Here is a 13,401-nt window from a genome sequence, read left to right as displayed (position 1 = left end):
CGACGAGTTGCTGGTGCCCTTGCGTGATCATCAACGGTGATCGACAGCAATGGGTTACAGCAACGGCTCACACCGCGGTGCGCGCCCCCGCCGTACCCCGCACGCCCTTCTGCCCGCCCCCGTTCGCGCCGTCCTCGCCATCCGCCATGCGTTCGGCGGCCCGCTCCGCCGTCCGCTTGGCCCAGCCGCCGGTCGTGACGGCACCCAGCACCAGTACGGCGAGACCGCAGCCCGCGATGATCCACCACCCGGGCCGCGCCGCCGAGGCGAACACCTCCTTGTACGGGCCCGCCCCTATCCCCGACGCCAGCACCGCGCCGATCACCGCGACCCCGAGCGTGCCGCCGGTCTGACGGCTGGTGGAGGCGACCGCGGCGGCCACCCCGGCCTGCGAGCGGGGCATGCCCGAGACGGCCGTGTTGGTGATGGGCGCGTTGACGAACCCGAAGCCGAGGCCGAACACGAAGTAGGCCACGACCAGTGTCACGTTCGACGACTCCGCGTCGAACCCGGCGAACAGGATGCCGCTCGCCGTCATCGCGACCCCCGCCATGAGCAGCGAGAACCGTGGTCCCCGGCTGCCCACCAGCCGTCCGGATATCGGCGCGCACACGAGGCACATCACCGCCATCGGCAGCATCCACAGACCGGCGTGCAGCGCGGACAGTCCCCGCACGTTCTGCAGATACAGCGTCGACAGGAACAGGAATCCGCTCAGCGCGGCGAACGCGCTGACCGCGATCACGGTCGCCCCACTGAACGGCACCGACCGGAAGAACCGCAGGTCGATGAGGGGTTCGGCCCGCCGGGGCTCGTAGTACAGCAGCGCCAGCAGCGCGGCCACGGTGACCGCCCCGAAGGTGAGCGTGTGGGTGAGTGACGAGCTGGGGGCCTCGATGATCGCGTACGTCAGCGAGCCGAGCAGCGCGATGACCAGCACCTGGCCGACCGGGTCGGGGCGGCGGGCCTTCGGCGCCCGGGACTCGGGGACGTACCGCAGGGTCAGCAGGAGCGCGGCGAGGCCCACCGGCAGGTTGATCCAGAAGATGGAGCGCCAGCCGACGGAGTCCACGAGCAGGCCGCCGATGATCGGGCCGGCGGCCATGGAGATGCCGACCACCCCGCCCCACACCCCGATCGCCCGGGCCCGCTCGCGCGGGTCGGTGAAGGTGTTGGTGATGATCGACATGGCGACCGGGTTGAGCATCGAGCCGCCGATCGCCTGGATCATGCGGAAGACGATGAGCGAGTCGAGGTTCGGGGCGAGCGAGCAGAGCACCGAGCCGAGCGTGAACAGCACCAGCCCGGCCAGGAAGACCCGGCGGCGGCCTATCCGGTCGGCGGTCGAGCCCGCCAGCATCAGCAGCGAGGCCAGCACCAGCGTGTAGGCGTCGAGCGCCCACTGCATACCGGCCACGCTCGCGCCGAGATCCTTCTCCATGGCGGGCAGCGCGACGTTGAGCACGGTGACGTCGAGGCTGACGAGCAGGAGGCTCATACAGCAGATCGCCAGCACGAGCATGCGGCGGCGGGGACTCAGCTCGGACATGCGGTCCATAGTACGCCTAACTAATGACTTTGGCTGTACTCCGTCCGGTGGGCGAGAATGGCCCAATGTCCACGCCCGTCACCGCCCCCGCCGGCCTCCTCCGGATCGGCCCGCACACCGTGCAGCCGCCCGTCGTCCTTGCCCCCATGGCGGGGATCACGAACGCGCCCTTCCGAACCCTGTGCAGGGAGTTCAGCGGCGGCAAGGGCCTGTTCGTCAGCGAGATGATCACGACCCGAGCGCTGGTCGAACGCAACGAGAAGACCATGCAGCTGATCCGCTTCGACGCGACGGAGAAGCCGCGCTCGATCCAGCTGTACGGCGTCGACCCGGCGACCGTCGGCAAGGCCGTCCGCATGATCGCGGAGGAGGGCCTCGCCGACCACATCGACCTCAACTTCGGGTGCCCCGTCCCCAAGGTGACGCGGAAGGGCGGCGGCTCGGCCCTCCCCTACAAGCGCAACCTGCTGCGCGCGATCCTGCGCGAGGCGGTGTCCGGCGCCGGGGACCTCCCCGTCACGATGAAGATGCGCAAGGGCATCGACGACGACCACATCACCTACCTCGACGCCGGCCGGATCGCGGTGGAGGAGGGCGTGACGGCCATCGCGCTGCACGGCCGCACCGCCGCCCAGCACTACGGCGGCACCGCGGACTGGGAGGCCATCGCCCGCCTCAAGGAGCACGTGCCGGAGATCCCCGTGCTCGGCAACGGCGACATCTGGTCGGCCGAGGACGCGCTGCGGATGGTCCGGGAGACCGGCTGCGACGGTGTGGTGGTCGGCCGCGGCTGCCTGGGCCGGCCGTGGCTGTTCGCGGACCTGGTGGCGGCGTTCGAGGGGCGTACGGATGACATCGCGCGACCGTCCCTGCGTGAGGTCGCGGATGTCATGGTCCGGCATGCCACGTTGCTCGGGGAGTGGATCGGGGACGAGGCGCGCGGGGTCATCGACTTCCGCAAGCATGTCGCCTGGTACCTGAAGGGGTTCGCGGTCGGCTCCGAGATGCGCAAGCGACTCGCGATCACGTCGTCGCTGGGCGAACTCCGGGCCGGTCTGGACGAGTTGGAACTCGACCAGCCGTGGCCCGTCGGGGCGGACGGGCCGCGTGGGCGTACGTCGGGCAACAACCGGGTGGTGTTGCCGGACGGTTGGCTGAAGGATCCGTATGACTGTGCGGGCGTGAGTGAGGATGCGGAGTTGGACACGTCCGGGGGGTGAGGGGTGTTGTTGGGCGCGTGTTCGTCTGCGGGTTCGTTGTGGCTTGTCGCGCAGTTCCCCGCGCCCCTATGGGTGTGGTGTTGAGCCGTAGGCCGTCAGGAACTTGTCGCGGAACGCGTCCATCTTCCAGACCGGGGCGTCGTGGGCCGGGCGCAGGCCGTCCGTCCAGTTCCAGTCGGCGATCTTGTCCAGGATCTTCGGGTCCTTGGCCACGACCGACACCGGCACGTCACGGCTGGCGTTGCTGCCGCTGACCCGGGCGATGGGCTGGTGGTCGCCGAGGAAGACCAGGACGGTCTTGTCGGTGCCGTACCGGGTGAGCCAGTCGATGAGGCTGGTGACCGAGTACTGGATCGACTTGCCGTACTCCGCCTTGGCCTCCGGGGCGTTGTAGAGGACGTCCTTGGGGTCCTTGCCCGCCTTCTGGATCGCGTCGAACACGCTGCCGTCGCCGAGCTGGTCCTGCGGGACCGTCTTCGGCAGCGGCGCCCAAGGCTGGTGGCTCGACGTCAGGATGATCTCCGACATCAGAGGCTTGGCCTGCTTCCTGCCGTGCTCCAGGCGCTGGTAGGCCTCCATCGTGTACTGGTCCGGCATGGTCGACCAGCTGAACTTCGGTCCCTTGTAGCCGAGATCCTTCGCCGCGTAGTTCTTCTCCAGGCCGTAGAACTTCGCCTCCGGCCAGCTCTTCTGCACACCCGGCATCACCCCGACCGTCCTGAAGTCCCCGGTGCGCCGGAACACCTCGGGGAGGGTGAGACGGTCGCTGTTGACGAGGGTGCGATAGCGCTGCTGGGTGCTGATCCACAGGCCCGACAGGAATGTGGAGTGGCCGAGCCAGCTGCTGCCGCCGTACGTCGCCGAGGTCAGCCAGCCGCTCTTCGCGGCGAACCCGGCGTCCGTCAGCGCCTGGGTCTTGGCGGCGAGCGTCTCGTCGACGCCGGGGGACATGATCGGGTCCTCGATCGCGCTGCGGCCGTAGCTCTCGATGAACGTGAAGATGACGTCCTTGCCGCGCAGGTCCGGCACCAGCTGGCTGGGAGGCGTCTTCGCGAACGGGTCGTTCTTCGCCAGCTTCCTGAACACCGCCTCGTCGCGAATGGTGTTGCCCACCCGCTGCACATGCGACTCGACGATCGCGGTGGCGTGGTTCGAGGCGAGCGGGGCGCCGCCGAAATTCGTGAGCCCGAGGGACATGCACGTGATCCAGACCGTGCCGGCGATCAGTGTGGCCCTGGTGGCGCCGGCGTTGTGACGGGCGAGCAGGTTGCTGAGCCGCACGGTCGCGAAGCCCATGCCGACGAGCAGGAGCAGCGCGAGCACGATGACAGCGAGGGTGGTGGCGATCGAGGCCACCGCGCCTATCGAGTCGGTGAGGTACGACTGCGCGTCGCTCAGCAGCTCCCAGTCGACCAGCACGTTGAAGTGCCGGCCCAGGAACTCGACGTAGCCCATGTCCAGGAGGTTCACCACGGTGAGCGCACCGAGGAAGACGCCGATGCAGGCCGCGGTGATCACTCGCGGACGCCGGGGCATCGCGAGCAGCACGACGGCCGCGACGATCGCCTCCGCCGGGAGCCGCAGGAACTCCGAGAGTTTGATCTGGTCGGCGGTGGCGGGCAGCTGAAGCGCGACAAGAACGAGCAGCGCGGAGAGGGCGGTCCCCGCCCAGCCGAGATTACGGGCGGCGACGGGATACCGGGTGCGCCAGCTGGGCTTGGGGGTCGCCTCGGTGGCGGTGCCGGTGCCGGTGCCGGTGCCGGTGGCCGCGCCGGTGTCGCCGGGGCCTTCGGCGGGGTCGGTGGTGCCGGGGCTGTCGGTGCCGGCGGTGGGTTCGGTGCCGTCGGTGGTTTCGACGGCCTCGACAACCTCGATGGGCTTGACGCCACCGGGGGTCTTTACGGCCTCAACCGCGTTGACGGCCTCGGTGGCCTCGGTGGCCTCGGTGGCCTCGGTGGCCTCGGTGGCCTCGGTGGCCTCGGTGGCCTCGGTGGTTTCGGGGGTCCTGGCCGCGTCGGTTGCTTTAGTGGATTCCCGGGCCGCCGTGTTCGCGCTGTCCGTCTCGGCCGTGTTGGGCGCGTCGGCCGTGTCGGCCGTGTTGGGCGCGTCGGCCGTGTCGGCCGTGTCGGGCGCGTCGTTCGTGCTGGCCGTGCTGGCCGTGCTGGCCGTGCTGGCCGTGCTGGCCGGCTTCGCCGTCTCGTGCGTCTCGGGCGGGTTCGGGGATGGTGTTTCGGCTGAAGGTGCCTCGGGGGGCTCGTTCGTTGATGGGGTAGTGCGCGTGAACAGAGGCACCCCGAAGGTCCTTCCGTGTAGCCCGTGCGGGAGCGGCGGAGTCGGCTCGGGAGCCGAGGTCCGCCACCATCCCGTACGGCGGGCCCTCGGCCTGCGTTCAGCTTTTGCGCCCAAGTACCCGGCAAACACCGGGCAAACGCCTCACCAAGCAACCGGCCACACGTGTCGCCGTACGTCTTGTCAGGCGCCCCCGACCGCCGTGAGCAGCGCCAATGGAGCCGCCGCCGACCTGGACTCCCGTACGCACGCGTGCGGGTACGGCACCGGTTCGGCCTGGGTGTCGCGGCCGTACCCGGCGAGGACCTCGGGGAGACGGTGGCCGGTGGCGGTCGCCGCGTCGACGAGGGCGTGGGCGACCGTGCGGGCCTCGTCGTGCAGGCCGTACCGCGAAAGGCCCAGCGTGATCAGGGCGTTGTCGTGCGGCCAGACCGAGCCACGGTGGTAGGAGAGGGGGTGGTACGCGGGCTGGCCCGACGCCAGCGTCCGTACGCCCCAGCCGGAGAAGAAGTCCGGTTCGACCAGGCGCCGGCCGACCTTCTTGCCGTACTCCTTGTCGAGCAGCCCCGACCAGAGCAGATGGCCCGCGTCGGAGGCCAGCGCGTCGACCTGGTTGCCCTCACCGTCGAGGGCGAGGGCCGGGAAGGAGTGCTCCGGCATCCAGAAGTCCCGCTGGAAACGGTCCCGGAGGTCGGCCGCCGCCTGTTCGAGGAGGGCGGCGTAGGTCTCGTCCTCCCACACCGTGCGCGCGATCCACGCCGTGCGGCGCAGGGCGTCGTACGCGTAACCCTGGGCCCCCGCCGCCATCACCGGGCCGCTTGCGCGGGTGCCGTCGGCCCAGCAGATGGCGCCGGGGGAGTCCTTCCAGTTCTGGTTGGCGAGGCCGCCCTGGTCGGCCCGGTACACCAGATAGCCGCGGGACGTCAGCCCGCCGTGGTCCAGCATCCAGCCGATCGCCGCGCGGGCGTTGGCCTCCAGGCGGCGGGCGAGAGCCGTGTCGCCGGTGTGCTCGACATACGCGCCGAGGAGCACGAGGAAGAGGGGGGTCGCGTCGACCGAGCCGTAGTAACGCCCGTACGGCACCTGCCCGAAGTGGGCCAGCTCGCCGTGCCGGACCTCGTGCACGATCTTGCCCGGCTGGGCCACGGAGTCCGCGCCGACCTCCGTCGCCTGGGTCGCGGCGAGCGCCGGGAGGGTGGCGGCGGCGAGCTGGGGGCGGTAGGGGAGGGCGAAGAGCGAGGTGAGGAGGGCGTCGCGGCCGAGGAGGGTGAGGAACCAGGGTGCGCCGCCGGCCGGTACGCGCAGCTCCTCGCCGTCCGGGCCGGTCGCCGGGACCTGGAGGGAGGCCAGATCGGCGAGGCCGCGTTCACAGGCCGCCGCCAACTCCGGCCAGCCGGTGGGGAAGGCGACGCCCTCGACGAACTCCTCCTCCAGGGCGGCGAGTTGGTCGCTGACCGCGGAGGGTGAGGCGGGGGCCGCCGGTTCCGTGGTCGCCCCGTGCGGGCGGGCCGCGACCCGCAGCGTCAGCTCCGCCGAACCGTGCGGTTCCAGGTCCAGTGTCCAGACGAGGCGTCGGGCGCCGGTTCCGGTCTCCTCGACGCCGTCGGGGGCGGGCTCAGCGGTGACCGTCGTACAGGACAGCCACTCACCGCGCCGGTAGCTGAACTCGACGCCGTCGTCCAGGACTTCGCGCCTGCGGACGGCGCCGGACTTGACGTACGTACGGTGGTCGGAGCGCAGCTCGAACTGGTCGGTGAAGTCGGCGTCGGCGGTGACCGCGATCCGGACCGTCGTCGGCCCCGGACGGTTGCTGGTCACCCGCAGCGACTCGACGAACGCGCCGTCCGCGACGGCCTGTTCACGGAAGAGCGTGTAGGCGGGCGGCTCCTGACGGCCACCGCGCGGTACGAGGACACAGCGCGCGGTGTCCCCTTCGGCGACCGGGCTGAGCGTCTCGGGCACGGCGCCGTCGACGGTGAGCTGCCAACGGCTCAGGTGCCGTGCGTCGCGTACGAACAGCCCGTCGGGGCTGCTGCCGCCGCGTACGCCGCTGATGTCCCCGCTGTCGCCGACGGCCGCGAACGTCCCGCCGTGCACGAGCAGATGATGCCGGTCCGTCATCGCCGTTCCCCTCCCTGGTCACTCATGCCGAACACGTTCTCGAGGTCGACGCTGTCGAAGTCGCTGTCGTCGACGGGGCGTTGGTGCAGCAGATCGAGGGTGAGCGCGGCCGTCCAGCCGAAGCCGAGCGCCCCGCAGGCCTCGCCGGTGTACGGGTCGACGTACTCCGCGAAGTCGGAGGTGTCGGCCGTTTCCAGGAGCGCCGTGCGCAGTGCGTCGGCGTGCGCCCGCTCGCCGTGCTGCCGCAGCCCGCGCTCCACCAGCCACCCCGTGTTGAACCAGGCCGGCCCGCGCCAGTAGCGGTGCGGGTCGAAGGCCTCGCCGAGCAGGTCGTAGGACGGGACGAGGCGGGCGGCGCCGCCGACCTCGAAGTGCGGCCCGCGCGCGGTACGGACGAGGGCGGCGGCGATGTCCCTGGGCAGCGTGGGCAGGAGGAGGGGAATGAGCCCGGACACACCGCGCTCGGGGACGAGTGCGCCCCCGGCGCCCCCCGCCACGTCGCGGCAGAAGAACATGCCCTCCGCCGGGTCCCACAGCCGCTCCACCAGGGCCGTTGTCAGGCGCTCCGCGCGCGCGTGCCGGGCCGTCCCCGTCGCGCCCAGCTCGTGGGCGATGGACGCCAGCGCGTGCTCCGACGCGATCAGCAGCGCGTTGAAGGAGGGGTCCTCGACGGCGAACGCGTTCGCGCCGGCCCCGCTGCCCCCGCCCAGCCCGGCCCCTCTGCCCCCGCCCAGCCCGTCCCTGTATCCCGCGTCCCGGTAGTCCGCCGCCAGCCGCACATACCGCCCGTAGTCCAGATCCGTCGGCCGGTCCTCGGCGGCGCCGTGGTCGAGGTCGGCGCGGCGGAAGGAGCGGGCCGGGGCCGGGGTGACGCGGCTGAGCGGGGCGTCCCAGGAGGGGCTGTTGTCCATACCCTGTTCCCAGGGGTGCACGACCGACGCGAGGCCGCCCCCGCCCAGGTCGCGCCGGTGCAGCAGATAGCGGTGCCAGGCGGCGAGCCGGGGGTAGGCGCGGGCGAGGAAGCCGCGCGCCCGGGACAGGCCGGGGTCGGCCTGGTGCACCAGCCAGACGGCCAGCGCGTGCACCGGTGGCTGCACGATGCCGGACGTCTGTACGGTGCGCGGGGCGCCCGCAGCGCGCCCCGCGGTCGAGGAGCGCCAGAAGTCGGGGCTCGGGAAGTACGCGTCGAGCGGGACGGAAGGGTTGAAGACGATGTGCGGGATGCGTCCGTCGCCCCACTGGGCCGAGAGCAGCGTCTCCAGCTCCGTCTGCGCGCGCAGGGGCGACAGATGACGCAGGCCGATCGCGATGAACGCGGAGTCCCAGGACCACTGGTGCGGATACAGGCCGCGCGAGGGCACCGTCGAGGTGCCGGTCCAGTTGCTCTCCAGCACCTCGGCGGCCCTGACGTGCAGGGCTTGCGACGCGTGCCGGGTGGACAGGGCGTGCGATGCGTGGGAGGCGGGCTGCGAATGTGTCGTAACGTCCGCTTCGTATACGACGGAGTGCGCCGTGGGGCGGGCGCGGGAGGTCAGCTGGGCAGTGCGATCCACTCGGGGCTCCCCGAAGACGTTCGGCCCGACCGGTTCGGTCGAGCCACCGTAGAGTTACGTCTATTTAACACGCATAACTCAATATGTAATGCAAGCTTGAGAAACACAAGGGGGTGCGCATGAGTGGCCGCACGACGGGTCGCGCTCAGGCGAGCGCCGGAGATCTGCTCGAACTGGTACGCAGCGGGCGGGCGACGACACGCGGTGCCCTGCAACAGGTGACGGGCCTCTCACGGGCGACGGTCGGCCACCGGCTCGACCGGCTGTTCCGCGCGGGCTGGCTGCGCGAGGGCGCCTCGGGTCCGGTCGACTCGCCGCTCGGCGGTCGCCCCTCGATCACCCTCGAGTTCGACGACGCCCACGCGGTCGTCCTCGCCGCCGACCTCGACACGCGTCATGCCCGCGCCGCCGTTCTCACCCTCACGGGTGAACTCCTCGCGGAACATTCGGGCGCGCTGGCCGTCGACGACGGCCCCGACGTCGTACTCGGCGAACTCGGCCGCTGGTTCGCCGAGCTTCTGACGAAGGCCGGCCATCGCCCGTCCGAGGTCTGCGGCATCGGCCTCGCGGTACCGGGCCCGGTCGACACGGACACCGGCCGCGTCGTGCAGCCGCCGATCATGCCCGGCTGGGACGGCTACGACATAAGAACCCGGCTGGCCCGCGCCTTCGCCGAACACTCGGGCGAGCTCGCCGGGGTGAAGGTCCCGGTCCTGGTGGACAACGACGCGAACCTCATGGCGTACGGCGAGCAGCGCACCGGACACCCCGACTGCTCGGCGTTCGTCCTGGTCAAGGTCTCGACGGGCATCGGGGCCGGTGTGGTGGTCGGCGGATCGGTGTTCCGGGGCATCGACGGCGGCGCCGGGGACATCGGGCACATCCGCGTCCCCCAGGGCGCCGACGCGCTGTGCCGGTGCGGCTCGTACGGGTGTCTGGCCGCCGTCGCGAGCGGTGGCGCCGTCGCCCGGCGGCTCGCCGAGACCGGGGTGCCGGCGGCGTCCGGCTCGGACGTACGGGACCTGCTCGCCGCCGGGCACCCGGGGGCGGTCGCGCTCGCGCGGGAGGCGGGCCGGAGCGTGGGGGACGTACTGGCGACGGTGGTGACGCTGCTCAACCCGGGCGTGCTGATGATCGCGGGGGACCTGGCGGGCACGCCGTTCCTGACCGGCGTACGGGAGCTGCTGTACCAGCGGGCGCTGCCGCGCTCGACCGCTCATCTGGACGTGGTGACGTCGAGGCTGGGGGAGCGGGCGGGGCTGGTGGGGGCCGGGGCGATGGTGGTCGAGTACCTGTACGCGCCCGAGCGGGCGGAGGAGCGGCTGACGGCGCTGGGGGTCTGAGCTGCTGGAGCGGCTGGTGACGGGGGCTTGTGGCGGGGGCCTGTGACAGCGGTGTTTCCCGTCCGCGTCGGCGTCCGCATGGTGAAATCCGGGCGCTCTTTCGTGCGTGATTCTCGCCACCCTTGATAGGGGTTGCGCTCAGATGAGCGGATCATGGACGGCTGCACTTCTCAAAGGATGGCACTCAGTGCCACCGTTTGATCGTTCATCGATAGAACTCAGGCGTGTCGCGATCTGCTCATCTGAGCGACAAAATGCCCAAGAAGCCATGACCGTCTTCAAGAAGTGAAAACACACCGCTCTCAGTGCTTGCCAAGCCTTGACTTTGGATCTGCTGGCGGACGGATGGTTACAGGCGCATGACGCGCAAGTGGACGTACCCAGACGCCTTCGATCTGGGTATGTTCCTGGCCGTCAGGGCAGCCACCGCGTCCTCAAGGAGTTGGGACCCGTGTCGGAAAACAAAGATCCCCACGTAGCTCAGCCGGGCAACAGCGTTGAGGGCGTGAAGTTCGTTTACGACTTCACCGAGGGCAACAAGGACCTCAAGGACCTTCTGGGCGGCAAAGGTGCCAACCTCGCCGAGATGACCAACCTGGGCCTGCCGGTGCCTCCGGGCTTCACGATCACCACCGAGGCCTGCAAGACGTACCTCGACAGCGGCGAGGAGCCGGCGGCGCTGCGGGACGAGGTCAGCGCGCACCTCACGGCCCTCGAAGCGACGATGGGCAAGAAGCTCGGCCAGGCCGACGATCCCCTCCTGGTGTCCGTCCGTTCCGGGGCGAAGTTCTCCATGCCCGGCATGATGGACACGGTGCTGAACATCGGCCTCTCCGACAAGTCGGTCCAGGGTCTCGCCCAGCAGGCCGGCGACGAGCGCTTCGCGTGGGACTCGTACCGCCGCCTCATCCAGATGTTCGGCAAGACGGTCCTCGGTGTCGAGGGCGAGCTGTTCGAGGACGCGCTCGACGCGGCGAAGACGGCCAAGAAGGTCACGGTCGACACGGAGCTCGAGGCAGCCGACCTCAAGAAGCTGGTCACCAAGTTCAAGAAGATCGTCAAGACCGAGGCGGGCCGCGACTTCCCGCAGGACCCGCGCGAGCAGATGGACCTCGCGATCCACGCGGTGTTCGACTCCTGGAACACGGACCGCGCGAAGCTCTACCGCCGCCAGGAACGCATCCCCGGCGACCTCGGCACGGCCGTCAACGTCTGCTCGATGGTCTTCGGCAACCTCGGCCCCGACTCGGGCACCGGCGTCGCGTTCACCCGCGACCCCGCCAGCGGCCACCAGGGCGTCTACGGCGACTACCTGCAGAACGCGCAGGGCGAGGACGTCGTGGCGGGCATCCGCAACACGGTCCCGCTCGCCGAGCTGGAGCAGATCGACAAGAAGTCGTACGACCAGCTGATGCAGATCATGGAGACCCTGGAGAACCACTACAAGGATCTCTGCGACATCGAGTTCACCATCGAGCGCGGCCAGTTGTGGATGCTCCAGACGCGCGTCGGCAAGCGCACGGCGGGCGCCGCCTTCCGGATCGCCACGCAGCTCGTCGACCAGGGCCTCATCGACGAGGCGGAGGCGCTCCAGCGCGTCACCGGCGCCCAGCTCGCCCAGCTGATGTTCCCGAAGTTCGACGAGGACGCCAAGGTCGCCCCGGTCGGCCGTGGCATCGCCGCCTCGCCGGGCGCGGCGGTCGGCAAGGCCGTCTTCGACTCGTACACCGCCGTGAAGTGGTCGCGTTCGGGGGAGAAGGTCATCCTGGTCCGCCGGGAGACCAACCCCGACGACCTCGACGGCATGATCGCCGCCGAGGGCATCCTGACCTCCCGTGGCGGCAAGACGTCCCACGCGGCCGTCGTGGCACGCGGCATGGGCAAGACGTGCGTGTGCGGCGCGGAGGAGCTGGAGGTCGACACCAAGCGGCGCCGGATGACCGTGCCGGGCGGACGCGTCGTGGAGGAGGGCGACCTGATCTCCATCGACGGGTCGAGCGGCAAGGTGTACCTGGGCGAGGTCCCGGTCGTGCCGTCCCCCGTCGTGGAGTACTTCGAGGGCCGGATGCACGCCGGCGCCAACGACGCCGACGAACTCGTCGAGGCCGTCCACCGGATCATGGCGTTCGCCGACCGCAAGCGCCGCCTGCGGGTCCGCGCCAACGCCGACAACGCCGAGGACGCGCTGCGCGCACGCCGCTTCGGCGCCCAGGGCATCGGGCTGTGCCGTACGGAGCACATGTTCCTCGGCGACCGCCGCGAGCTGGTCGAACGGCTTATCCTGGCCGACACGGAGGCCGAGCGCGAGGCGTCCCTGAGGGAGCTGCTCCCCCTCCAGAAGCAGGACTTCGTCGAACTGTTCTCGGCGATGGACGGCCTGCCGGTGACGGTCCGGCTCCTCGACCCGCCGCTGCACGAGTTCCTGCCCGACATCACCGAGCTGTCGGTGCGGGTCGCCCTCGCGGAGTCCCGCCAGGAGCCGCACGAGAACGAACTGCGGCTGCTCCAGGCCGTACACCGGCTGCACGAGCAGAACCCGATGCTCGGCCTGCGCGGCGTACGCCTCGGTCTGGTCATCCCCGGGCTGTTCACGATGCAGGTCCGCGCCATCGCGGAGGCCGCGGCGGAACGCAAGAACGCCAAGTGCGATCCGCGGGCCGAGATCATGATCCCGCTGGTCGGGACGGTCCAGGAGCTGGAGATCGTCCGCGAGGAGGCGGACCAGGTCGTCGCGGAGGTCGAGGCCGCGACCGGTGTGTCCCTCAAGCTGTCGATCGGCACGATGATCGAACTCCCGCGCGCCGCGCTGACCGCCGGTCAGATCGCGGAGGCGGCGGAGTTCTTCTCCTTCGGTACGAACGACCTCACCCAGACGGTGTGGGGCTTCAGCCGGGACGACGTGGAGGCCTCGTTCTTCACGGCGTACCTGGAGAAGGGCATCTTCGGGGTGTCGCCGTTCGAGACGATCGACAAGGACGGCGTCGGCTCCCTGGTGAAACTGGCCGCGGAGGCCGGCCGCGCCACCCGCCCCGACCTCAAACTCGGCGTCTGCGGCGAACACGGCGGCGACCCGGAGTCGGTCCACTTCTTCCACGAGGTGGGACTGGACTACGTCAGCTGCTCACCGTTCCGCATCCCGGTGGCAAGGCTGGAGGCGGGCCGGGCGGCTTCCACCTCGGCGGGGAGCGACCACCGCTAGCTGAACACTGACCCCCGGAGCCGTCGTCGGTCACCCCGACCCTCACCGACCTGCCGGTGGCTCCGGTGCACAGAGAGAGGGCGGCACCCCTGTGCGGGGGGTGCCGCCCTCTCTGTCGTATCGGCGC

Annotated in this window: 7 protein-coding genes; 3 read left to right on the top strand and 4 right to left on the bottom strand. The window is 70.7% G+C overall.

Features of this window, described 5'->3' with window-relative positions; translation table 11 throughout:
• Positions 1 to 67: 67 nt before the first annotated feature.
• Positions 68 to 1,549: an MFS transporter gene (locus ABZ855_RS41215; RefSeq protein ID WP_360816720.1), complete on the bottom strand. Its 1,482-nt coding sequence runs from the start codon at positions 1,547 to 1,549 to the stop codon at positions 68 to 70.
• A 65-nt stretch (positions 1,550 to 1,614) separates the two neighbouring features.
• On the opposite strand from ABZ855_RS41215, the gene dusB reads away from it, so the two are divergent.
• Positions 1,615 to 2,769, top strand: coding sequence for a tRNA dihydrouridine synthase DusB (gene dusB / locus ABZ855_RS41210; RefSeq protein ID WP_360816717.1), 1,155 nt, complete (start codon positions 1,615 to 1,617; stop codon positions 2,767 to 2,769).
• Positions 2,770 to 2,835: 66 nt separating this feature from the next.
• Here dusB and ABZ855_RS41205 read toward each other — a convergent pair whose 3' ends face one another.
• The 3 genes from ABZ855_RS41205 to ABZ855_RS41195 form a co-directional block, all read right to left on the bottom strand.
• Entirely contained in the window at positions 2,836 to 5,061 is a 2,226-nt protein-coding gene (locus ABZ855_RS41205) for a CDP-alcohol phosphatidyltransferase (RefSeq protein ID WP_360816714.1), read from the bottom strand.
• Between the two features lie 180 nt (positions 5,062 to 5,241).
• Positions 5,242 to 7,179 carry a glycogen debranching N-terminal domain-containing protein gene (locus ABZ855_RS41200; RefSeq protein ID WP_360816711.1) on the bottom strand — a complete coding sequence of 646 codons (1,938 nt, stop codon included), beginning with the start codon at positions 7,177 to 7,179 and terminating at the stop codon, positions 5,242 to 5,244.
• Entirely contained in the window at positions 7,176 to 8,732 is a 1,557-nt protein-coding gene (locus ABZ855_RS41195) for a hypothetical protein (protein ID WP_360816708.1), read from the bottom strand. Before ABZ855_RS41195 ends, ABZ855_RS41200 begins: the two co-directional genes overlap by 4 nt.
• Before the next feature lie 119 nt (positions 8,733 to 8,851).
• Here ABZ855_RS41195 and ABZ855_RS41190 point away from each other — a divergent pair, with 119 nt between their 5' ends.
• Together ABZ855_RS41190 and ppdK are read left to right on the top strand one after the other, a co-directional pair.
• Entirely contained in the window at positions 8,852 to 10,075 is a 1,224-nt protein-coding gene (locus ABZ855_RS41190; RefSeq protein WP_360816705.1) for an ROK family protein, read from the top strand.
• 505 nt (positions 10,076 to 10,580) lie between these two features.
• Positions 10,581 to 13,274, top strand: a complete 2,694-nt coding sequence (gene ppdK / locus ABZ855_RS41185) for a pyruvate, phosphate dikinase (protein ID WP_360816702.1) — start codon at positions 10,581 to 10,583, stop codon at positions 13,272 to 13,274.
• Positions 13,275 to 13,401 lie beyond the last annotated feature (127 nt).

The organism is Streptomyces sp. NPDC047042 (assembly GCF_040644035.1).
GTDB lineage: Bacteria > Actinomycetota > Actinomycetes > Streptomycetales > Streptomycetaceae > Streptomyces.
This window is presented reverse-complemented; position numbering and strand designations above follow the sequence as displayed.

Coding starts and splice junctions, on each gene's coding strand:
- ABZ855_RS41190 (WP_360816705.1), top strand. CDS start 8,852: ATGAGTGGCCGCACGACGGGTCGCGCTCAGGCGAGCGCCGGAGATCTG.
- ABZ855_RS41200 (WP_360816711.1), bottom strand. CDS start 7,179: ATGACGGACCGGCATCATCTGCTCGTGCACGGCGGGACGTTCGCGGCC.
- dusB (WP_360816717.1), top strand. CDS start 1,615: ATGTCCACGCCCGTCACCGCCCCCGCCGGCCTCCTCCGGATCGGCCCG.
- ABZ855_RS41215 (WP_360816720.1), bottom strand. CDS start 1,549: ATGTCCGAGCTGAGTCCCCGCCGCCGCATGCTCGTGCTGGCGATCTGC.